Source organism: Sphingomonas sp. Leaf242, assembly GCF_001422045.1.
Taxonomy (GTDB): Bacteria; Pseudomonadota; Alphaproteobacteria; order Sphingomonadales; family Sphingomonadaceae; genus Sphingomonas.
The window spans coordinates 148,672-169,276 of record NZ_LMLW01000009.1 but is presented as its reverse complement, the minus strand read 5'-3'; the positions used below and the strand labels follow the sequence as shown (position 1 = coordinate 169,276).

The following is a 20,605-nucleotide window of genomic DNA, read 5'->3' as shown; positions in this document are numbered from 1 at the left end:
ATGGAGACCTTTCCGGCCGCTAAAAGAAAGCGAGGTGGATCACGATGGCACCATATGAATCCATTGTCATCCTTACCGGGGCAGGCATTTCCGCCGAAAGCGGCATCCCTACATTTCGCACTCAAGGCACTGATTTATATTGGGAATACATTGACCCCGATGGCGTTAGAAAAAAACATCGCGTTGAAGACGTGTGCACCCCCGAGGCGCTCGCGGCGGATCCGGAACTGGTGCACCGGTTCTACGATCTGCGGCGTGCGGCTCTGGCGACGGTCGAACCTAACGCCGCACACCACGCGCTGGCGCGGCTGGATGCGGCTTGGGAGGGCGAGTTGCTGATCGTCACGCAGAATGTGGACGACCTGCATGAGCGGGCGGGGGCGACGCGGATACTGCATATGCATGGCGAGTTATTGTCGGCGCTGTGTGCCGTTTGTGGGGCGCGTGAGTCTTGGTCGGGGGCGTTGTCGGAGGGGTCGGTGTGCGGCGCGTGCGGGGCGGCGGCGTTGCGGCCGGACATCGTGTTCTTTGGGGAGATGCCGTACCATATGGAGCGGATCGAGGCCGCACTGGCGAAGGCCGACCTGTTCGTGTCGATCGGCACGTCGGGCGCGGTGTATCCCGCGGCGGGGTTCGTGCAGACCGCGGCGTATCACGGTGCGCGGACGCTGGAATTGAACCTCGATCCGTCGATGGGGAGCGTGTTCTTCGAGCAGACGCGGATCGGCGCGGCGGGGGTGCTGGTGCCGGCTTGGGTGGACGAGGTGCTGGGCCGATAGTCAGATAGGCACGGGCGTGACGGACGATCGCATATAGGACCGCGTCCAGAGCCAGATACCCGCCACGATCATCGGCACGCTGAGCGTCTGCCCCATCGTCAGTCCCCACCACAGGTGATCGAGCCCCGCGTCGGGCTGGCGGACGAACTCAAGCAGGAACCGCGCTGTGCCGTAGAGGATCAGGCCCGTGCCGAGCAGCCGCCCCGGATGGAGCCGTGCGTCGGTGTGCCAGAACAGATACGCGAGCACGATCATGGTGACGCCGCCCTCAAGCGCGGCCTCGTACAACTGGCTCGGATGGCGGGGGATGCCGTCCTGCGTGCCGGGGAAGATCACCGCCCAAGGCAGCGAACTCGGCCGGCCCCATAATTCCCCGTTCACGAAATTGGCGATCCGTACCAGCACGAGGCCGAACGGCGTCGCGCACGCGACATAATCGCAGACGCGGAGCAGCGAGAGGCGATGACGGCGGGTGAACACAATGAGGCTGACAATCACGCCGAGGAACCCGCCATGCAGCGACATCCCGCCCTGCCAGAGTTTCAGTACGTCCAGCGGATCGCGCCAGATTTCCGGCCGGTAGAACAGGCAATAGCCAAGGCGGCCGCCGATGATGATCCCGAGCGTCAGGTAGAAGACGAGGTCGTCGACGTGGCGTTCGGCCATCGGCGCGCCGGATCGCCGAAGCATTTTCCGCAGGTACCACCAGCCCAAGGCGATCATCGCGATGTAACTGAGCGCGTACCATCTAAGCTGGAACAGGCCGAAATCCCAGGCGACCGGGGAAAGAGGAAGCTGGTCGTAGCGGATCGCTGAGGTCGCATCGATCATAGTCAGCATCGTGTGGTCCTCGTCCGGCTGAGCGGGCGTGAGAACGATAGCATGCGCGGGCGAGAGAACGGCGCAGTTTCGGCCGGGCGATCAAGTAACGGTTTACTATTGCGGGATCGGATCGCGAAATACTGACCCGAGATGTTCCCCCGCGAAGGCGGGGGCCCAGTCTGCCCCCCCGCCTTCGCGGGGGAACATCCTTCTTTAATTTAAACGCTACGCCACACAGCTCGGCTCCCACCCCGGCGAAGGCCGGGGCCCAATTGGAGAGGTCAAAGTAACGGTGCGCTGGCTGCGGTTACGAACGTGCCCCAATCGGGCCCCGGCCTTCGCCGGGGTGGTATGTGTTGAACCCTAATCCACCCAGTCGAGGCCCATGTCGCGGTAGACTTCGCGGTCTTCGTCCCAGCCGGGTTTGACCTTTACGTGCAGGTACAAGTGGACGGGCTTGCCGGTGATCGAGGCGAGTTCGATGCGGGAGCGAGCGCCGATCTCCTTGATGCGGACGCCGCCCTTGCCGAGCACGATCGCGCGCTGGGTGGGGCGTTCGACGAGGATCTGCTGGTGGATCTCCAACGAGCCGTCCTGGCGTTCGATATACTGCTCGGTCTCGATCGTGCTCGCATAGGGGAGTTCGGCGTGGAGCTGGAGATAGAGCTGCTCGCGCGTGACTTCGGAGGCCAGTGCGCGCTCGGTCGAGTCGGAGACCTGGTCCTCGGGGTAGTGCCACGGGCCTTCTGGCATCGCCTTGGCGAGCTGCGTCTTGAAGTGGGCGAGGCCGTCGCCGGTGCCGGCGCTGATGAAGAACGTTTCCGCGAACGGGAGCAGTGCGTTCAATTTTTCGGCGTGGATCAGCAGCTTGGTCTTGTCGGCGAGATCGACCTTGTTGAGGATCAGCCAGATCGGCTCGGTGCGGCCGACCAGCGACTCGACGATCGTCGTGACCTTGCCGCCAATGCCGCCCTTCGCGTCGACCACCAGTGCGATGATGTCGGAGCCTTCCGCGCCACCCCAGGCGGCGGCGACCATCGCGCGGTCGAAGCGGCGCTTGGGCTCGAAGATGCCGGGGGTGTCGACGAGCAGGATCTGCGTGTCGCCCTCGATCGCGACGCCCATCAGCTTGGCGCGCGTCGTCTGCGCCTTGGGGCTGACGATCGCGACCTTCTGGCCGACGAGCGCGTTGACGAGCGTCGACTTGCCCGCGTTCGGCGCGCCGACGATGGCGACTAGGCCGCAATGCTTGGTATCGGGGTTGATATTCGTTTCAGTCACATATGCTCTTTTCGAACTGGTGTTATGCGCGGCTGTATAGAAAAAATGGCCGGCCGTCATCGCGTGGCGAGAAGGCAGTTTGGTTCACGCGAAGGCGCAAAGGTGGTGTGGATGAGGCTTGCACCTCTCGTGATTATGCGCCGCCGAATATCTCGGAGCCGTTTGGGGCGAGACCTGATTAGCTAAGCGCAGCACCTTCGCGCCTTTGCGCCTTCGCGCGAACAAAACTGCCTTCTCAGCCCAGCTTCTCGAGCAGTGCCTTGGCCGCGGCAGTCTCGGCTTCCTGTTTGCTGGAACCCGTCGCGGTCGCTTCGGCGAGCTTGCCGACCGAGACGAGCATCGTGAATTTCGGGGCGTGGCCGGGGCCGGTGCGTTCGACGATGGTGTATTCGGGGGGCTTGCGGTTGTGGGCGGCGGCCCATTCCTGGAGGGCGGACTTGGGGTGTTGCGGGGCTTTTGCGCCGGCCTGAACGCGATCTCCCCAAGCGCCGCGGACGAACTTGCGCGCGGCGTCGAGGCCGGCTTCCTGATACCAGGCGCCGATCAGCGCCTCCATCACGTCGCCGAGCACGTTGTCGCTGTCGCTCGCGCCGTCGTCGCGGGCCTGCTTGCCGAGTTTGAGGTGCGCGCGGACGCCGAGTTCTCGCGCGACGTCGGCGCAGACCGGGCCGGTGACGAGTGCGTTGAGGCGTTTCGACAGCGAGCCTTCGGGGTCGGTCGCGAACAGTTCGTACAGCCACTCCGCGATGATCAGGCCGAGGACACGGTCGCCGAGGAACTCGAGTCGCTCGTAGTTCGCCGCGGCCTGGCTGCCGTGCGTGAGCGCGCGCTCATAGGGGGCGAGGTTGGTCGGTGCGCGGCCGAAGAGCGTCTTCAGCCAGCCGGCGAGGTCGCTCAAAAGCCTTCCCCGATACGGCTCCAGCGCGCGGCACTGACCCACGTCCAAGGCTTCAGCCATTCGCCGTCGCCGTCGGTCGAGAAGAAGTTGACGACCGCCTTGCCCTCGACGTTCTCGAGCGGGACGTAGCCCATGCCCTGCGGCGCGGGGAACCGGCTGTCGCCGCTGTCGTCGCGGTTGTCGCCCATCACGAAGATGTGGCCGGCGGGGATCGTGTAGAGCCCGGTGTCGTCGCGGTCGGGGAGTTCGGCCTGGTCGAGGACTTCGTAGCTGCGACCGCCCGGAAGCGTTTCGCGGAAGCGGGGGTAACGGCAGATCTGGACGTTTGCGACGACGTCGACGAACGGCGCGCCGCATTTCTCGGCGTTGAAGTTCTCGGTCAGCGGAATCGTGAAGTCGGCGATGCGGAGCTTCGGGATCGCCTTGCCGTTGAGGTAGACCGTGCCCTGGCGCATCTGGATGGTCTCGCCGGGGAGGCCGATGACGCGCTTGATGACGTCGTGATCGAGCACTTCGGGCGCGCGGAAGACGACGACGTCGCCGCGGGTCGGCGTGCTGCCGAAGATGCGGCCGGGGATCAGCGGGATGCCCGCGGGGAGCGACCAGCGCGAGTAGCCGTAGTTCCACTTCGAGACGAAGAGATAGTCGCCGATCAGCAGGCGGGGGAGCATCGATTCGGACGGGATGCTGAACGGCGCGAAGATGAAGCTGCGCAGGATAAGCACGACCAGTGCGAGCTTCAGCAGGAAGCGAAAGGTCTCGCTCGTTTCGGAGCGAGGCGTCTTGGACCGCGCGGGTGTCTTCACGTCATTTGCCATGCTCGCGGGTTTGCGCAGACGGCGCGGATCGTCAAGCGTGTGCAGGATACCGAACGTCGAAAGAGCGTTGTCGCGGTCTCGCGCTTGCAGCATGACCGGCGCGCACGTCTATTCGGAGAAGTAGCATGACCGCCGACTGGTCCAAGATCGAAGCCCTGCCCGCCACCAAGCTGACCGACCTGTTCGCGGCGGACTCGGAGCGCCTCTCGAAGCTGAGCCTCGATGTCGCGGGGATCCACTTCGACTGGTCGAAGACTCACCTGACGACGGACATGGTCACCGCGTTCGAGGAAATCGCGAAGGCGCAGGACCTGTCGGGCAAGCGCCAGGCGCTGTTCTCGGGCGAGGTCGTCAACGTCACCGAGGGCCGCGCGGTCGAGCACACTGCCGAGCGCGGCGAGGGCAAGCCCGAGAGCGTCGCGATCGCGCAGGCGAGCCATCAGCGGATGCGGACGCTGATCGATGCGATCGAGGCGGAAGCGCTCGGGCCGGTGCGGCATATCCTGCACGTCGGGATCGGTGGATCGGCGCTGGGGCCGCAACTGCTGGTCGATGCGCTGGGGCGTGACGACAAGCGGTATGATGTGGCGATCGTCGCGAATGTCGACGGCGTGGCGCTGGAAGACGTGTTCGCGAAGTTCGATCCGGCCGCGACATTGTTGGTGGTCGCTTCGAAGACGTTCACCACGACCGAGACGCTGATGAACGCCGAAAGCGTGCTGCAGTGGATGACCGAGCATAATGTCGAGGATCCGTATGGCCGCGTGATCGCGCTGACCGCGTCGCCCGAGAAGGCGATGGAATGGGGCGTCGACGAGACCCGCATCCTGCCGTTCGCGGAGAGCGTCGGTGGGCGGTATTCGCTGTGGTCGACGATCGGTTTCCCGGCGGCGATCGCGCTGGGGTGGGATCGGTTCGAGGAACTGCTCGAGGGTGCTGCCGAGATGGATCGGCATTTCCGGCTTGCGGCGCTGCATGAGAACGCGCCGGCGCTCGCGGCGTTCGCCGACCTGTATTATACGCAGATTCGCCATGCCGAGACGCGCGCGCCGTTCGCGTATGACGAGCGGTTGCGGTTGCTGCCGAGCTATCTCCAGCAGCTGGAGATGGAGTCGAACGGCAAGTCTGTGACGGTCGACGGGCAGCCGCTCGGGCGTCCTTCGGCGGCGATCACTTGGGGTGGCGTCGGTACGGAGGCGCAGCATGCTGTGTTCCAGTTGCTCCATCAGGGCACGCATCTCGTGCCGGTCGAGTTCATCGCGGTGATCGAGCCGGGCGATACGTTGCCTGAGGAGCATCACCGGGCGCTGTTGCTCAACGCGTTCGCGCAGGGTGCGGCGCTGATGGCCGGCAAGCAGGTCGAGGATCCGGCGCGGAGCTATTCGGGCGATCGGCCGTCTTCGACGTTGCTGCTCGATGATCTGGATGCGCGGACGCTGGGCGCGCTGATCGCGTTTTACGAGCACCGGGTGTTCGTGAACGGCGTGCTGCTGGGGATCAATTCGTTCGACCAGTTCGGGGTGGAGCTGGGCAAGGAAATGGCGAAGGCTGCTGAGAAGGGCGGGCAGACGTTCGATCCTTCGACGGATGATCTGATCAAGCGCGCGTTTGGGTGAGATTTTGGGGGAGGGTAGCCCCCTTCCCTTTTTTCTGAAGTTGCCCTCAGCTACTCCACCCCGGCGAAGGCCGGGGCCCAATTGGGCGAACCGCAGTTTATTAAATAACCACCTTTCCAATTGGGCCCCGGCCTTCGCCGGGGTGGTTGTGGTGGAGGGGAGCACAAGCCCGCTTCCGGCGTTATCTAATTATGCCGCTACTCCTCGCCGTCGCGCTCGCCGCCTCTCCTACTGTCGCGCAGATGAAGTGGGATCGGCGCGTGTTAGTCGTCTCTGCTCCGACCGCTGAAGATCCCGCACTCGCTGAGCAACGCCGCATCCTCGCCGGGTGGAAAACCAGAGCCGCCGCTCGGGACCTCACCATCGTCGAGGTCGTCGGCTACACGGTCCGAGGCGCAAGCGACTCGGCCGCAGCGCTCCGCCGCAAATACCACCTCCCCGCTACCTTCACCGCGATCCTGATCGGCAAGGACGGTGGCGAGAAACTGCGTAGCGGCAAGCCCTTCCCCGCCGACGCGCTGGAGGCGACGATCGACGCGATGCCGATGCGGAAGGCGGGCCAGAGATAGGCTGAGCCGATCAGTGTGATCGCCGCGGCGGGGTTGCCGCCGCATCCACCCTGCCCCAGATGGCATGTAAAGCCGCGAAGCGCCGCGCGACCTGCAAGGACTGCCTGTGACCGATACCCAATTCGACTATGACCTCTTCGTCATCGGCGCAGGCTCGGGCGGCACGCGTGCGTCGCGCGTCGCCGCCGCGCACGGCGCGCGCGTCGCGGTCGCCGAGGAGTATCGGGTCGGCGGAACCTGCGTCATCCGTGGCTGCGTGCCGAAGAAGCTGCTGATCTACGGCGCGCATTTCGCCGAGGATCTGAAGGACGCCAAGCGGTTCGGCTGGCAGGTGCCCGACAATTGTGCGTTCAGCTGGCCCACGCTGCGCGACAACGTCATGGAGGAGGTCGACCGGATCAACGGCGCCTACACGACCACGCTACAGAACAATCATGTCGACATCATCCACCAGCGTGCGGTCGTCTCGGGGCCAAACGAAGTCACGCTGGCCGATGGCACCGTGAAGACCGCCGCGAAGATCCTGATCGCGGTCGGCGCGCATCCGCTGGTGCCCGAGTTCCCCGGCGCCGAGCACGGCATCACCTCGAACGAAGTGTTCCACCTCGACGACGTGCCGAAGCGCGTACTGATCGCCGGCGCGGGCTATATCGCCAACGAATTCGCCGGGATCTTCCACCAGTTCGGGTCGCACGTCACGCTGGTCAATCGGACCGACGTGATCCTGCGCGGCTATGACGAATCGATCCGCGACCGCCTGCTCCAGATCTCGATGAGCAAGGGCATCGATTTCCGCTTCAACGCCGCGTTCGAGAGCATCGAGAAAGGCGAAGACGGCTGCCTGACGGTCAGCATGAAGGGTCATGAGCCGATCGTCGTCGACCTCGTGATGTTCGCGACCGGCCGCCTGCCCAACACCAAGGGCCTCGGCCTCGACACCGCGGGCGTGGAGATAGACGCGGCGGGTGCGGTGATCGTCGACGAGGACAACAAGTCGAGCTGCGACTCGATCTTCGCGGTCGGCGACGTCACCAACCGCATCCAGCTGACCCCGGTCGCGATCCGCGAAGGGCAGGCATTCGCCGACACATTCTTCGGCGGCAAGCCGACACGAGTCGATTACGCCAACGTCCCCGCCGCGGTGTTCAGCCACCCGCCGATGGCCGGCGTGGGCATGACCGAATCCCAGGCCAAGCAGGCGCTGGGATCGGTGAAGGTCTACACGTCCGACTTCCGGCCGATGAAGAACGTGCTGGCGGGCCGCAACGAGCGCTCGCTGTACAAGATGATCTGCGACGGCGAGACCGACCGGGTGGTGGGTATCCACATGATCGGGCCCGACTGCCCCGAGATCCTGCAATCGGCCGCGGTGGCGGTGAAGGCCGGGCTGACCAAGGCCGACTTCGACGCGACGGTCGCGCTGCATCCGACGATGGCGGAAGAATTAGTCCTTATGAAATAAGGGTTTACTATATCCGACGACGCTACTTCGAGGCTAATCCCCACCTTGATCTTAAGTAATACGACGTAACTTTATGCAACACATGGGTTGTTGCGGAAAAGACACGTCTTGTCGCGCAATGACCACGCCGCCTGGCCGAAGGCTGGATGCCGGCCAAACCGCGGCGTAAGCCCCCTCTCCCGGCAGCATACGCAAACATGCGCGGCGCCGGGACCGTCTCCATGAGGAGCGGTTCGCGGGAGTGGATCAGGGCATGGAAGCGCGGGAAATCGCGACGCAGGATACCGACAGTCGGCGCACAGCCCGACCGACGGTGCGATGCGCGTACCGTCTGTCCCGATGCGCCTTCCCAACAGGGGACTTTGGGACATGAAGACGATGATGGCCACGGCGTTGCGCGCCGCATTGGCAACGACGACGATACTCGGCTCGACCGCAGCGCTGATCGCACCTGCATCGGCGCAGACCACGACCGCGGCGATCCGCGGCCAGGTGCGCGATGCGGCCGGGGCGACGGTCGCTGGCGCGACCGTGGTCGCGGTCAATGACGGGACCAACCAGACGTTCCGCGCGACCACCAGCGCGACCGGCAGCTATGTGCTGAACGGTCTGCGCCCCGCCACCTACACGATCACGTTCACCGGTGCCGACGGCAAGATTTCGGCGCAGCGTATCTCGGTCGGTGTCGGCCAGTCCGCGACGCTCGACGCGGTGCTCGCGGCACCAACCGCGGCGGCCCCTGCTGCCAGCGCGACCGCCGAGGGTGGCACGACCACCGGCACAACCACCGGCGGGGCCAACGAAGGCGGCGAGATCGTCGTCACCGCGGGGAAACTGGTCGAGACCAAGACCTCCGAAGTCGCGACCAACGTCAGCCAGAACCAGATCCGCATCCTGCCGCAGGGCGATCGCAACTTCCTGACGTTCGCCGCGCTCGCGCCGGGCGTGCGCTACAACGACAGCGAGACCAACAAGGGCATCACCGCCGGCGCCTCGCCCGCGAGCCAGGTCAACGTCTTCATCGACGGCACCAGCCTGAAGAGCCAGACGCTGGGCGGAATCGCCGGCCAGACCGACAGCCGCGGCAACCCGTTCGGGCAGCTCGCAGTCGGCGAATTCCGCGTCCTGACGCAGAACTACAAGGCCGAATACGAACAGGCCGGGTCGGCGATCATCACCGCGATCACCAAGTCGGGCACCAACGATTTCCACGGCGAGATGTTCGGCCAATATACCGACCGCAGCCTGACCGCCGCCAACATCATCGACCAGCGTGCCGGCCGGGACAAACCGAAGTTCGAGCGCAAGCAATACGGCATTTCGCTCGGCGGCCCGATCATCAAGGACAAGCTGTTCTTCTTCGGCGCCTACGAAGGCAACGACCAGGATCGCGCATCGAGCGTGACCGTCGGCACCCCGACGCCGCAAAACCTCGCGCGCTTTGGCCAGTATGAAGGCACCTATGTCAGCCCGTATCGCGGCGACTTCTATTTCGGCAAGCTGACCTTCACGCCCGACGAGCGCCAGGTGTTCGACCTGTCGTTCAGCCGCCGCCAGGAGACCGACATCACCGGGTTCGGCGCCAATTTCGGCTCGGCCAACATCGCGTATTCGGCGGCGGTCAACAAGATCAACAAGACCGACACCTACACGTACAAATGGACCTATACCGGCGACAGCTTCGTCAACGAATTCAACGCGACCTATCTCGACACGGTCTACAATCCGTCGTCGCTCAACCCCGACGATCCCAGCTTCCAGTTCGAGGGCGTCATCACCTTCGGCGGCAAGGATTCGACGCAGCGGATCAGCCAGCAGAGCTACACGTTGCGCGACGACCTGACGTATAATGGCCTGGACAACCACGTGATCAAGGGCGGCATCCGCTTTGCGTTCCAGGATTACGACTTTACCAAGAATTTCTACGTCCAGCCGAACTACTTTTTCCAGAACGACGCAAAAAGAGGGCTCGATTTCAGCTTCCCGGCCACCGCGCAGCTCGGCGTGGGCAATCCGCGGATCATCGCGTCGAACTCACAGCTCGGCGTGTATCTGCAGGACGACTGGGATATCACCAGTAAGCTGCAGCTCAACCTCGGCTTGCGCTGGGACTACGAAAGCAATCTGTTCAACAACAAGTATCGCACGCCCGCCGCGGCCGTCACGACGTTGAACGCGCTGCCCCGGACCGATTATTTCGATCCTGCGAACTACATCACCGACGGCACCGATCGCCCGACCCGCAAGGACATGTTCCAGCCGCGCGTTGGCTTTAGCTACGACTTCAACGACGATCAGCGCACCGTCCTGTTCGGCGGCTACGGAAAATATTACGACCGCAACGTCTTCAACAACACGCTCGACGAGCAATTCCGCCTGCAATACCAGACCGGAATCTTCTACTTCTCGCGCGATGGCCAGCCGCGCGACGGCAACCCCACCGTGGTGTGGAACGAAAGCTATCAGACGCGGGAAGGCCTGCTCGCGCTGCGCCAGACCGCGCAGACCGGCCTGCCCGAACTGTTCGCCGTCAAGAACAACGCGAAGGCGCCGTCGACCGACCAGTTCAGCCTTGGCCTGCGCCAGAAGTTCGGCATCTTCCGCGCTTCGGTGACCGGGTCGTATGTCCGCGGGCAGAACGGCTACACGCATCTGTTCGCGACGCGCAACGCGGACGGATCGTGCTGTGATACGACGATCCCACGCGAGAACGGCTTCGGCAACGTGCTGATCGGCTATGATGGCCTGCGCACGCGCTACAAGGCGCTGCTCGTGACGATCGACAAGGATTACACCGTGTCGTCGGGGTGGGGCCTCAACCTCGCCTACACGCTGTCAAAGGCGGAGCAGGACGGCGGCGATCTGTTCAGCCTCGATAAGGTGACGCCCGATAAATATGGCTGGCGGCCGATCGCCGATCAGGACGAGCGCCACCGGATCGTCCTGTCGGGCATCGTCGACCTGCCGGTCGGGTTCCAGTTCTCGACGCTCACTACGCTGGGCAGCGGTACCGCATTCCAGCTGCTCGACCAGTCCGGCGGCACCAGCGTCAACCAGCAGACCATCCGATCGCTGTACCGGCCGAAGAACTGCCTCGGCAGCGTGTTCGCGTTCTGCGAGGTCAATCTGACGCTGCAGAACAACATCAAGGTGTTCAACACGCACAATATCAACGTCGCGGTCGACCTGCTCAACGCCTTCAACAACAAGAACTATACCGGGTATTCGGGCAACCTCGGGGTCGGCGAGACCTACAGCTTCGGCGGGCCGACCAACCTGCCGACCGGGCTGCTCACCCTGCCGCGCCGCTTCCAGTTCAGGGTCGGATATCGTTTCTGATGCGTTAATCGGCGGGCGGCCATGTTGGTCGCCTGCCGCCATCGGCGGTCCCCGATCAGGAGTATCCATGCTCGACAGACGGCAGTTTCTGGGCACCGGCGCACTATCACTTGGCGGACTGACAGCAGGGTGTACGTCGGTCGGACGACCGATCGTCAAAGCGTTTCAAGAGGTTACGGGCTTCACGCCGGCCCCGGCCCCGTCCACCAACCCCCTCATCGACAATCTGCAGGAACGCGCGTTCCTGTATTTCTGGGATACGACGAATCCGGTGACCGGGCTCGCGCTCGATCGCTGGCCGACGCCGTCCTTCTCGTCGATTGCCGCAGTCGGCTTCGCGCTCACCGCGTATCCGATCGGCGTAGTCAACGGCTGGATCACGCGTGAACAGGCGCGCAAGCGGACGCTCGCCACCTTGTCGTTCTTCGCCGACGCGCGGATGGGGCCGGAACCCACCGGTAACAGCGGCTACAAGGGATTCTTCTACCACTTCCTCGGCATCACCAAGGGCCAGCGGTTCGCGCGCGCGGAAGTGTCGACGATCGACACCGCGCTGATGCTGGCGGGCATGCTGTTCGCGCAGAGCTGGTTCGATGCGGATCACCCCGAGGAACAGCGGATTCGGGCGCTGGCCGACCAGATCTACGGCGCGGTCGACTGGACCTGGATCACGCCGCGCGCGCCGTTCCTGTCGATGGGCTGGCACCCCGAGAGCGGGTTCATCCCGAGCGACTGGAACATCTACAACGAGGGGATGCTGATGTACCTCCTCGCGCTGGGTTCGCCGACGCATCCGCTGCCGCCGTCGACCTGGACCGCGCTCACCGCGAAGTTCGAGCCGAGCTGGACCGATCGCTACGGCGCGGCCTACCTCCATTACCCGCCGCTGTTCGTCCACCAGTACAGCCATGTCTGGGTCGATTTCCGCGGCATTCGCGACGCGTATATCGCGACCAAGGACACCGATTATTTCGAGAACAGCAAGCGCGCGACGATCGCACAGCGCGACTATGCGATCGCCAACGGCGGCAGCAACGGCGCCGGGTTCGCGGGCTATGGGCCGGATATCTGGGGGCTGACCGCGTGCGACGGGCCGGGCGATTTCAAGGCGACGATCGGCGGGCGGCAACGCCAATTCTTCAGCTACTCCGAGCGCGGCCCGGGCGCGCGCGACGACGGCACGCTCGCACCGACCGCCGCGGTCGGATCAATCGTGTTCGCGCCCGATCTCGTCATCCCGGCGATCACCGCGATGCACGATCGCTATGGGAAGGGCATCTACGGCAAATACGGGTTCTTCGATGCGTTCAACCCGACGCTGACCGAGATGGGCGAACCGTTGAAGCACGGCCGCATCGTCCCCGACGTCGGATGGGTGGACAACGACTATCTCGGGATCGACCAGGGACCGATCGTCGCGATGATCGAGAACTGGCGGACCGGCATGGTGTGGAACACGATGCGGAAGAACCCCCATATCCGCCGCGGGCTGGACCGTGCCGGCTTTACCGGGGGATGGCTCGCCCGCGTTCCCTGAGGGGTTTCCCCGCCACACCGGAACGCCTAGAGGAATGGCATACCCGATCCTCGAAAGGTTCCAGCATGCGTGAAGCCGCCATCGTCTCGACCGCCCGTACCGCCATCGGCAAAGCGTATCGCGGCGCGTTCAACGCGACCGAGGCGCCGGTGCTCGCGGGCCACGTGATGAACGCGGTGGTCGAGCGCGCCGGGATCGATCCGGCGCGGATCGACGAGGTGTTCTGGGGCGTGGGCAACCAGCATGGCACGCAAGGTGGCAATGCCGGGCGGATGGCGATCTTCGCCGGCGGGCTGCCCGAGTCGGTGCCTGCGTTCACGCTCGACCGGAAATGCGGGTCTGGGCTGACCGCGGTGGCGCTCGCGGCGCGGACGATCATCTGCGACGAAGCCGACGTGGCGCTGGCCGGCGGGATGGAGTCGATCAGCTATACCGTGACCAAGGACGCGCCGCGCTACCTCAACGCGAGCGTGATCGCCAAGGAGCCGGCGGCGTATATCCCGATGATCGAGACCGCCGAGATCGTCGCGGAGAAATACGGCATCAGCCGTGAGGCGCAGGACGCGTACGCCGCAATGAGCCAGCAGCGCGCTGCGGCTGGACTCGCGAACGGTGCGTTCGCCGAGGAGATCGTCCCGATCACGGTCGAGAAGGCGCTCTACGACAGGCAGGGCGCGCATGCCGGGATCGAGAGCGTCACACTGTCGCAGGACGAGGGGATTCGCGCGGCGACGACGCTCGATGGGTTGCGGGGGTTGAAGACTGTGTGGCCGGGTGGCGCGTTCTCCGGGCCTGGGTCGAGCGTCACCGCGGGTAACGCCAGCCAGCTGTCGGACGGCGCGTCGGCGCAGTTGCTGATGGACCGCAGGACCGCGGAAGCCGAGGGCAAGGACATCCTCGGTATCTATCGCGGGTTCCAGGCGGCGGGGTGCAGCCCGGCGGAGATGGGGATCGGGCCGATCTTCGCGATTCCGAAGCTGCTCGACCGCGCGGGATTGTCGGTCGGTGATATCGGGCTGTGGGAGTTGAACGAGGCGTTCGCGTCGCAATGCCTGTATTGCCGGGATTTCCTAGGGATCGATCCGGAGAAGTATAACGTCAACGGCGGCGCGATCGCGGTCGGCCATCCGTTCGGGATGACGGGGTCGCGGCTGGTCGGTCATGCGCTGATCGAGGGACGCAAGCGCGGCGTGCGCTATGTGGTGGTGTCGATGTGCACCGCGGGGGGCATGGGCGCGGCGGGGTTGTTCGAGATCGTTTGACGCAGGCGCCGACCTGGGCGTGCCCTCACCCTTCCCACGGCGAAGACGCCGCGGGCCCCTTCCCTCTCCCCGACAGGAGAGGGGGTTGTTGCCAAGACCTTGGCGGCGGCGCAGGTTCGCGGCTTCTCGGGTGGGGATGCGAGCTATGACGACGGCATTGATCACCGGCGCATCGGCAGGGTTGGGCGAAGGTTTTGCGCGGGCGCTTGCGGCTGAGGGCAATGCGCTGATCCTGACCGCGCGTCGGGTCGATCGGTTGGAGGCGCTGGCGACCGAACTGCGTGCGGCGCACGGCGTTACGGTGCACGTGTTTGCCGCCGATCTCGCGGATCAGGCTGGTCCGGACACGCTCATTGCGGCCATCGCAGCCGCCGCATTGCCTATCGATGTGCTGATCAACAATGCCGGGTTCGGTGCGCGGGGTGATTTCGCGGACCTCGATAGCGCGCTGCAACTGGGCATGATCGACCTCAATTGCCGTGCATTGGTGGCGCTGACGCATGCCGTGTTGCCGCAGATGATCGCGCGCGGATCGGGCGGGATCCTCAACCTCGCCTCGGTCGCGTCGTTCCAGCCGGGGCCGTGGATGGCGGTCTATTATGCGAGCAAGGCGTTCGTGCTGAGCTTTTCCGAGGCGTTGCATGAGGAGGTGAAGGGCAAGGGCGTGCGTGTTGCGGCGCTGTGCCCCGGGCCGACGCGGACCGAGTTCGCCGATGTGGCGGGGCTTGGCGATACCGCGCTGTTCGAGCGATTGGCGAGCGATCCGGCGGCGGTGGTGCGCGACGGGTTGGCGGCGATGGCCGCAAACCGCGCGGTGAAGGTGTCGGGTGCGCTGAACTTCGCGATGGCCGAGGGGATACGGTTTACGCCGCGGAGTCTCGCGCGGCGGATTGCGGGGTCTTTGCAGAAGGCGCGTGGGTGATGTGGGTCTAGGGATGTAGGCACCGGTTGCGCTTGCCGCCCCCTCCGTCAGGCTTTGCCTGCCACCTTCCCCTGGCGGGGGAGGATTGTCTGGGTACTTCACGTCTGCAGCGTGGGCGGCCGCGGTTAGCGGCTGACCATGCCGGTTATGGTGATCTGACCGCCACGATCGACGATCTCGCCGTCGACCATGCCGCTGACGAGCACGGTTGCGCCGGGTTCGACGATCAGCGTGCCGTCGATCATCCCGGCGATCTCGGCGGTGGCGCCGGCCGGGACGATCGCGGTGCCGTCGAGCATGCCCTCGAATTTGCCCTCGATCGTCAGATTTCCGCGGTGCATGCCCTTCATTCTCGCTTAGTCGGCGAAGAGCAGGACGGGGGTTTCTAGATACTTCTTGAGACCCTGGACGAAGCTTGCCGCATCCCAGCCGTCGACGACGCGGTGGTCGCAGCTGATCGACAGGTTCATCAGCTTGGCGCGGACGACCTCGTCACCCTTGAAGACCGGGCGTTCGACGATCTTGTTGGGGCCGATGATCGCGACTTCGGGGCGATTGATGACCGGGGTCGTGGCGATGCCGCCGAGCGGGCCGAGCGAGGTCACGGTGATCGTGCCGCCGCCCATTTCGCTTGGGGCGAGCTTGCCGGCCCGCGCGGCTTCGGCGAGGCGGGTGATCTCGGTCGCGAGCTGCCAGACGTTGCGGTCCTGCGCGTCGCGGATCACGGGGACGGTGAGCCCGGCGTCGGTCTGCGCGGCCATGCCGAGGTGGATGGCGCCGTGGCGCGTGACCACGCCCGCCTCGTCGTCGTAGCGCGCGTTGAGCATCGGAAAGTCGGGGATCGTCTTGCAGATCGCGACGATCATCAGCGGGAGCATCGTGAGCTTGGGGCGGCCGCCGCGGTTGGCGTTGAGGTCGGCGCGCATCGCTTCGAGGGCGGTGACGTCGATCTCGTCGACATAGGTGAAGTGCGGGATCGCGCGCTTCGACGCGGCCATGTTCTCGGCGATGCGGCGGCGCATGCCGATGACTTTTATGGGCTGGTCTTCGCGGGCGCGTGATGCGTGCGGGGGGTGGTAGCCTTCGCCGGAGCCGTAGCGGAGGTAGGCGTCGAGGTCGGCGTGGCGGACTCGGTCGGAGTCGGTCTTTACCAAGGCGAGGTCGATGCCGAGGTCGCGGGCGCGGGCGCGGACTGCGGGGGATGCGAGGGCGTGGGCCTTTTGCTCCGCATTGCTTGCAGTGGCAGCGCTCTTCTGCTGCTCCCTCTCCCCTGTGGGGAGAGGGGTCAGGGCAGTTGCTGGCGTTTCCGCCTGGGGCTGCCCCTCACCCCGACCCTCTCCCCGGAGGGGAGAGGGAGGTGTCTCGACCACCTCTTCGACGCCGGGGTTCTCGGCTTCGTATTGTTCCGCCGTCTCGGCCTGGGCGGAGGTGAGCGGCGCGGCGACGACTTCGGTTGCGGCGTCGACCGCGTCCGTCTCGATCACCACCAGCGCAGCGCCGATCGACACCTGGTCGCCGACTTCGCCCGCGAGTTCGACCACGACGCCGGTTACCGGCGATTCCATCTCGACGGTGGCCTTGTCGGTCATCATGTCGGCGATCGGCGAATCCTCTTCGACGCGGTCGCCGATGGCGACGTGCCATGCGACGATCTCGGCCTCTGAGATGCCTTCGCCGATGTCCGGCAGCTTGAAGGTGAAGCGGGCCATTATGCGTCCTTCATGATCTTTTTCAGGGCTTCGCCGATGCGGACCGGCCCCGGGAAATAGGCCCATTCGAGGCTGTGCGGGTACGGCGTGTCGAACCCGGTCACGCGCTCGATCGGCGCCTCGAGATGGTAGAAACAGCGTTCCTGGACGATCGCCGACAGCTCCGCGCCGAAGCCGCTGGTGCGAGTCGCCTCGTGGACGATCATGCAGCGGCCGGTCTTCTTCACCGACGCCTCGATCGTCTCGATATCGAGCGGCACGAGCGTGCGCAGGTCGACGATCTCGGCGTCGATCCCGGCTTCGGCGACGACGGCCGCGCAGACATGGACCATCGTGCCATAGGCGAGGATCGTGAGCGCCTCGCCCGCGCGGACGATCTTCGCCTTGCCGAGCTCGATCTTGTAATAGCCGGTCGGGACTTCGCCGGCCGGATGCTTCGACCAGTTCTGCGACGGGCGATCCCAATAGCCGTCGAACGGGCCGTTGTAGATTCGCTTGGGTTCGAAGAAGAGCGTAGGATCATTGTCCTCGATCGCGGCGATCAGCAGGCCCTTGGCGTCGTAGGGCGTCGACGGGATCACCGTCTTGATGCCCGACATGTGGGTGAACAGCCCCTCGGGCGACTGGCTGTGCGTCTGGCCGCCGAAGATGCCGCCGCCGAACGGGGAGCGCACCGTGATCGGCGAAGTGAACTCGCCGGCGGAGCGGTAGCGCAGGCGTGCGGCTTCGGAGACGAGCTGGTCGAGCGCGGGGTAGATATAGTCGGCGAACTGGATCTCGGGGACGGGGCGCAGTCCGTACGCGCCCATCCCGACCGCGACGCCGATGATACCGCATTCGGTGATCGGGGTGTCGAACACGCGCGTCTTGCCGTGCTTGGCTTGCAGCCCGGCGGTCGCGCGGAACACGCCGCCGAAATAGCCGACGTCCTCGCCCATGACGATCACGTCGGGGTCACGCTCCATCATGATGTCCATGGCGGAGTTGATCGCCTGGATCATGTTCATGCGGGTGGTGGGTTCGGCGTCCGTTGCCTCGGACTCGGGTGCTTGCGTCAAGTCGCTCATGCCTTGTGATCCCAGGGACGGCCGCTCGCGGATTCCTCGTCGAGCATCTGCTGGCGCTGCTCCTTCAGATGCCACGGCAGTTCCTCGAACACGCCGTCGAACAGCGATTCGAGCGGCTGGTGCAGGCCGTGGCCGAGGATGCCGTTCTTCTCGGCTTCCTTCTGCGCGGCCTTGACCTGCTCGGCGAGTTCCTTGTCCTGTGCGGCGTGGCGCTCGTCGTCCCATTCGCCGATCGCGATGAGGTGGTCCTTCAAGCGCTTGATCGGATCGCCGAGCGGCCAGGCGTTGGGTTCGCCTTCGCTTCGGTACTGGCCGGGATCGTCGGAGGTCGAATGGCCTTCCGCGCGGTAGGTGAAGTGCTCGATCAGCGTCGGGCCCTGGTTAGTGCGCGCGCGTTCGGCGGCCCATTCGGTCGCGGCGTAGACTGCCAGCGCATCGTTGCCGTCGACCCGAAGCCCGGCGATGCCGTAGCCAACCGCGCGCGCCGCGAACGTCGTTGCCTCGGCACCGGCGAACCCGGAGAAGCTGGAAATCGCCCACTGGTTGTTGACGACGTTGAAGATCACCGGCGCGCGGTACACCGCGGCGAACGTGCACGCCGAGTGGAAGTCGCCCTCTGCGGTCGAGCCTTCGCCGCACCATGTCGCGGCGATCCGCGTGTCGCCCTTGGCGGCGGACGCCATCGCCCAGCCGACCGCCTGCGGATATTGCGTCGTGAGATTGCCCGAGATCGAGAAGAACCCGGCTTCCTTGACCGAATACATGATCGGCAACTGCTTGCCGCCGAGCCTATCGGCCGTGTTCGAATAGATCTGGTTCATCATGTCCACGAGGCTCCAGCCCCGCGCGATCAACAGCCCCTGCTGGCGGTACGAGGGGAAGCACATGTCCTCGTAATCGAGCGCGTAGGCCGCCGCGACCGCGACCGCCTCCTCGCCGAGCGCCTTCATGTAGAAGCTGGTCTTGCCCTGCCGCTGGGCGCGGAACATGCGTTCGTCGAACGCGCGGAGCAGTGCCATGCTGCGCAACATCCGGCGCATCACGTCGGGCGAAAGCTTGGGGTCCCACGGGCCGACCGCGTTGCCGTCGTCGTCGAGCACGCGGACCAGCGTATAGGCGAGATCGATGAAGTCGGACGCCTTGTCTGCGGTATCGGGACGGCGCGCCTGGCCGGCGGGCGGCACGTCGACTTCGGCGAAGTCCACCGCGTCGCCGGGGCGGAACTTCGGCTCGGGGATATGCAGCGTAAGTGGCTGCAAATTGGCGCGCGGATGCTCGCTTGCCATCGTCATTCCATCTCCATGAAGCCGCTGTGACCGCGGAACACTCTTACCGAGGCTTGTTATTAAATTTCAACGCAGATTGCGAGGGGGAGTTGCGCATTCACGCTATGCCGTGTGGATTTTTCTCCCCCTCCGTCTGGATTCAGCCGCCGACGGTCTGTTCGATCACACCGAAGATCGGATGGCGCTTGTCGTCTTCCGCCCAGATGCGGACGACGTCGCCCTGCTTGAGGAACGGCGTGACGGGCTTGCCGCCCTGGATGGTTTCGATGGTCCGCACTTCGGCGAGACAGGAATAGCCGACGCCGCCCTCGGCAACCGACTTGCCTGGACCGCCATCGGGGCCGCGGTTCGACACGGTGCCGGAGCCGACGATCGTGCCTGCGCCGAGCTTTCGCGTCTTGGCGGCGTGCGCGACGAGCGTGCCGAAATCGAACGTCATATCCTCGCCGGCCTCGGCGCGTCCGAGCGGCTGGCCGTTGAGGTCGACCATCAGTTTCCGATGCAGCTTGCCGTCCTTCCACCAGTCACCGAGCGAATCGGGGGTGACGAAGACGGGCGAAAACGCGCTGGCCGGTTTCGACTGGAAGAAGCCGAAGCCCTTGCCGAGTTCGCCGGGGATCAGGTTTCGCAAGGAGACGTCGTTGGTCAGCCCGACCAGCAGGATCGCAGCCAGCGCCTCGTCGCGACTCGCGCCGAGCGGGACGTCGCCGGTGACGACGACGACTTCGCCCTCCATGTCGCAACCCCACGACTCGTCGGCGAGCGGGATCGGATCGCGGGGCCCGAGGAACCCGTCCGAGCCACCCTGGTACATCAACGGATCATGCCAGAAGCTGTCCGGCATGTCCGCCGCCCGCGCCTGTCGCACGAGCGCAACATGATTCACGTACGCCGAGCCATCCGCCCATTGATACGCACGCGGCAAGGGCGACTCGGCGTCGTGCTCGTGAAAACGACGCATCGGAATCATCTCGTGCTCGAGATCGGTGGACAGGTTCTTGAGGTCGATCGAAAGCCGGTCCCAGTCGTCGAGCGCGGCCTGCAGCGTTGGCGCGATGTGGCTCGCATCGGCGTACCAGGCGAGGTCGTTGGAGACGACCACGAGCTTCCCGTCTCGTCCGCGGGTGGCGTCGGGATGCTTCAGGCTGGCCAGTTTCATGGTGCGGATCCTCTATTTGTTTGCACGTATCCTACGCCCGTGACGGAGTTCAAGTCGAGCACGCCGCGCTCGACAAACC

At 65.2% G+C, this 20,605-nt stretch carries 17 protein-coding genes; 8 read left to right on the top strand and 9 right to left on the bottom strand.

The window, feature by feature from the left end; genetic code table 11:
- Positions 1–44: 44 nt before the first annotated feature.
- Positions 45–779 (top strand): NAD-dependent deacylase, encoded by a 735-nt coding sequence (locus ASF09_RS12040; protein ID WP_060526441.1) that lies wholly within the window; start codon positions 45–47, stop codon positions 777–779.
- Here the strand turns inward: ASF09_RS12040 and lgt are convergent, their stop codons facing one another.
- From lgt to lepB, 4 genes are all read right to left on the bottom strand, one after another.
- Positions 780–1,619, bottom strand: coding sequence for a prolipoprotein diacylglyceryl transferase (gene lgt, locus ASF09_RS12035; protein ID WP_060526440.1), 840 nt, complete (start codon positions 1,617–1,619; stop codon positions 780–782).
- Between the two features lie 345 nt (positions 1,620–1,964).
- Positions 1,965–2,882 (bottom strand): GTPase Era, encoded by a 918-nt coding sequence (era, locus tag ASF09_RS12030; protein WP_235529812.1) that lies wholly within the window; start codon positions 2,880–2,882, stop codon positions 1,965–1,967.
- A 235-nt stretch (positions 2,883–3,117) separates the two neighbouring features.
- Complete coding sequence (gene rnc / locus ASF09_RS12025; RefSeq protein WP_056065532.1) at positions 3,118–3,780, bottom strand: ribonuclease III; 663 nt, start codon at positions 3,778–3,780, stop codon at positions 3,118–3,120.
- On the bottom strand, positions 3,777–4,598 hold the full coding sequence (gene lepB, locus ASF09_RS12020; protein ID WP_060526776.1) for a signal peptidase I: 822 nt from the start codon (positions 4,596–4,598) through the stop codon (positions 3,777–3,779). The genes rnc and lepB overlap by 4 nt, the downstream gene beginning before the upstream one ends.
- Positions 4,599–4,723: 125 nt before the next feature.
- Between lepB and pgi the strand changes: the two genes are divergently transcribed.
- The 7 genes from pgi (at position 4,724) to ASF09_RS11985 (ending at position 15,305) form a co-directional block, all read left to right on the top strand.
- Positions 4,724–6,214 carry a glucose-6-phosphate isomerase gene (gene pgi, locus ASF09_RS12015; RefSeq protein WP_060526439.1) on the top strand — a complete coding sequence of 497 codons (1,491 nt, stop codon included), beginning with the start codon at positions 4,724–4,726 and terminating at the stop codon, positions 6,212–6,214.
- A gap of 191 nt (positions 6,215–6,405) precedes the next feature.
- Entirely contained in the window at positions 6,406–6,783 is a 378-nt protein-coding gene (locus ASF09_RS12010) for a DUF4174 domain-containing protein (RefSeq protein WP_060526438.1), read from the top strand.
- A gap of 106 nt (positions 6,784–6,889) precedes the next feature.
- Positions 6,890–8,245 carry a glutathione-disulfide reductase gene (gorA, locus tag ASF09_RS12005; protein ID WP_060526437.1) on the top strand — a complete coding sequence of 452 codons (1,356 nt, stop codon included), beginning with the start codon at positions 6,890–6,892 and terminating at the stop codon, positions 8,243–8,245.
- A 369-nt stretch (positions 8,246–8,614) separates the two neighbouring features.
- Positions 8,615–11,584 (top strand): TonB-dependent receptor, encoded by a 2,970-nt coding sequence (locus tag ASF09_RS12000; protein WP_060526436.1) that lies wholly within the window; start codon positions 8,615–8,617, stop codon positions 11,582–11,584.
- Positions 11,585–11,651: 67 nt separating this feature from the next.
- Positions 11,652–13,121: a glucoamylase family protein gene (locus tag ASF09_RS11995; protein ID WP_060526435.1), complete on the top strand. Its 1,470-nt coding sequence runs from the start codon at positions 11,652–11,654 to the stop codon at positions 13,119–13,121.
- A 65-nt stretch (positions 13,122–13,186) separates the two neighbouring features.
- Entirely contained in the window at positions 13,187–14,383 is a 1,197-nt protein-coding gene (locus ASF09_RS11990) for a thiolase family protein (protein ID WP_060526434.1), read from the top strand.
- A gap of 145 nt (positions 14,384–14,528) precedes the next feature.
- Positions 14,529–15,305, top strand: a complete 777-nt coding sequence (locus ASF09_RS11985) for an SDR family NAD(P)-dependent oxidoreductase (protein WP_060526433.1) — start codon at positions 14,529–14,531, stop codon at positions 15,303–15,305.
- A 125-nt stretch (positions 15,306–15,430) separates the two neighbouring features.
- On the opposite strand, the gene ASF09_RS11980 is transcribed toward ASF09_RS11985, so the two are convergent.
- The 5 genes from ASF09_RS11980 to ASF09_RS11960 form a co-directional block, all read right to left on the bottom strand.
- Positions 15,431–15,646 (bottom strand): hypothetical protein, encoded by a 216-nt coding sequence (locus ASF09_RS11980; protein WP_156359335.1) that lies wholly within the window; start codon positions 15,644–15,646, stop codon positions 15,431–15,433.
- A 15-nt stretch (positions 15,647–15,661) separates the two neighbouring features.
- The gene (locus ASF09_RS11975) at positions 15,662–17,014 is read right to left on the bottom strand and encodes a dihydrolipoamide acetyltransferase family protein (protein WP_060526431.1); all 1,353 of its coding nucleotides are present in this window, start codon (positions 17,012–17,014) and stop codon (positions 15,662–15,664) included.
- Positions 17,014–18,021 carry an alpha-ketoacid dehydrogenase subunit beta gene (locus ASF09_RS11970; RefSeq protein ID WP_056053047.1) on the bottom strand — a complete coding sequence of 336 codons (1,008 nt, stop codon included), beginning with the start codon at positions 18,019–18,021 and terminating at the stop codon, positions 17,014–17,016. The genes ASF09_RS11975 and ASF09_RS11970 overlap by 1 nt, the downstream gene beginning before the upstream one ends.
- 56 nt (positions 18,022–18,077) lie before the next feature.
- A complete protein-coding gene (locus tag ASF09_RS11965) occupies positions 18,078–19,367 on the bottom strand; it encodes a thiamine pyrophosphate-dependent enzyme (RefSeq protein WP_060526775.1) in 1,290 nt (429 codons plus the stop codon).
- A gap of 139 nt (positions 19,368–19,506) precedes the next feature.
- Positions 19,507–20,526, bottom strand: a complete 1,020-nt coding sequence (locus ASF09_RS11960; protein ID WP_060526430.1) for a fumarylacetoacetate hydrolase family protein — start codon at positions 20,524–20,526, stop codon at positions 19,507–19,509.
- Positions 20,527–20,605: the final 79 nt, after the last annotated feature.

What these genes read in the sequence shown, in the direction of transcription:
- ASF09_RS11985 (WP_060526433.1), top strand. Translation starts at nt 14,529, where the DNA reads ATGACGACGGCATTGATCACCGGCGCATCGGCAGGGTTGGGCGAAGGT.
- ASF09_RS11965 (WP_060526775.1), bottom strand. Translation starts at nt 19,367, where the DNA reads ATGGCAAGCGAGCATCCGCGCGCCAATTTGCAGCCACTTACGCTGCAT.
- ASF09_RS11990 (WP_060526434.1), top strand. Translation starts at nt 13,187, where the DNA reads ATGCGTGAAGCCGCCATCGTCTCGACCGCCCGTACCGCCATCGGCAAA.
- lgt (WP_060526440.1), bottom strand. Translation starts at nt 1,619, where the DNA reads ATGCTGACTATGATCGATGCGACCTCAGCGATCCGCTACGACCAGCTT.
- ASF09_RS11960 (WP_060526430.1), bottom strand. Translation starts at nt 20,526, where the DNA reads ATGAAACTGGCCAGCCTGAAGCATCCCGACGCCACCCGCGGACGAGAC.
- ASF09_RS12040 (WP_060526441.1), top strand. Translation starts at nt 45, where the DNA reads ATGGCACCATATGAATCCATTGTCATCCTTACCGGGGCAGGCATTTCC.
- ASF09_RS11975 (WP_060526431.1), bottom strand. Translation starts at nt 17,014, where the DNA reads ATGGCCCGCTTCACCTTCAAGCTGCCGGACATCGGCGAAGGCATCTCA.
- ASF09_RS11970 (WP_056053047.1), bottom strand. Translation starts at nt 18,021, where the DNA reads ATGAACATGATCCAGGCGATCAACTCCGCCATGGACATCATGATGGAG.
- ASF09_RS11980 (WP_156359335.1), bottom strand. Translation starts at nt 15,646, where the DNA reads ATGCACCGCGGAAATCTGACGATCGAGGGCAAATTCGAGGGCATGCTC.
- ASF09_RS11995 (WP_060526435.1), top strand. Translation starts at nt 11,652, where the DNA reads ATGCTCGACAGACGGCAGTTTCTGGGCACCGGCGCACTATCACTTGGC.
- ASF09_RS12000 (WP_060526436.1), top strand. Translation starts at nt 8,615, where the DNA reads ATGAAGACGATGATGGCCACGGCGTTGCGCGCCGCATTGGCAACGACG.
- lepB (WP_060526776.1), bottom strand. Translation starts at nt 4,598, where the DNA reads ATGGCAAATGACGTGAAGACACCCGCGCGGTCCAAGACGCCTCGCTCC.
- ASF09_RS12010 (WP_060526438.1), top strand. Translation starts at nt 6,406, where the DNA reads ATGCCGCTACTCCTCGCCGTCGCGCTCGCCGCCTCTCCTACTGTCGCG.
- pgi (WP_060526439.1), top strand. Translation starts at nt 4,724, where the DNA reads ATGACCGCCGACTGGTCCAAGATCGAAGCCCTGCCCGCCACCAAGCTG.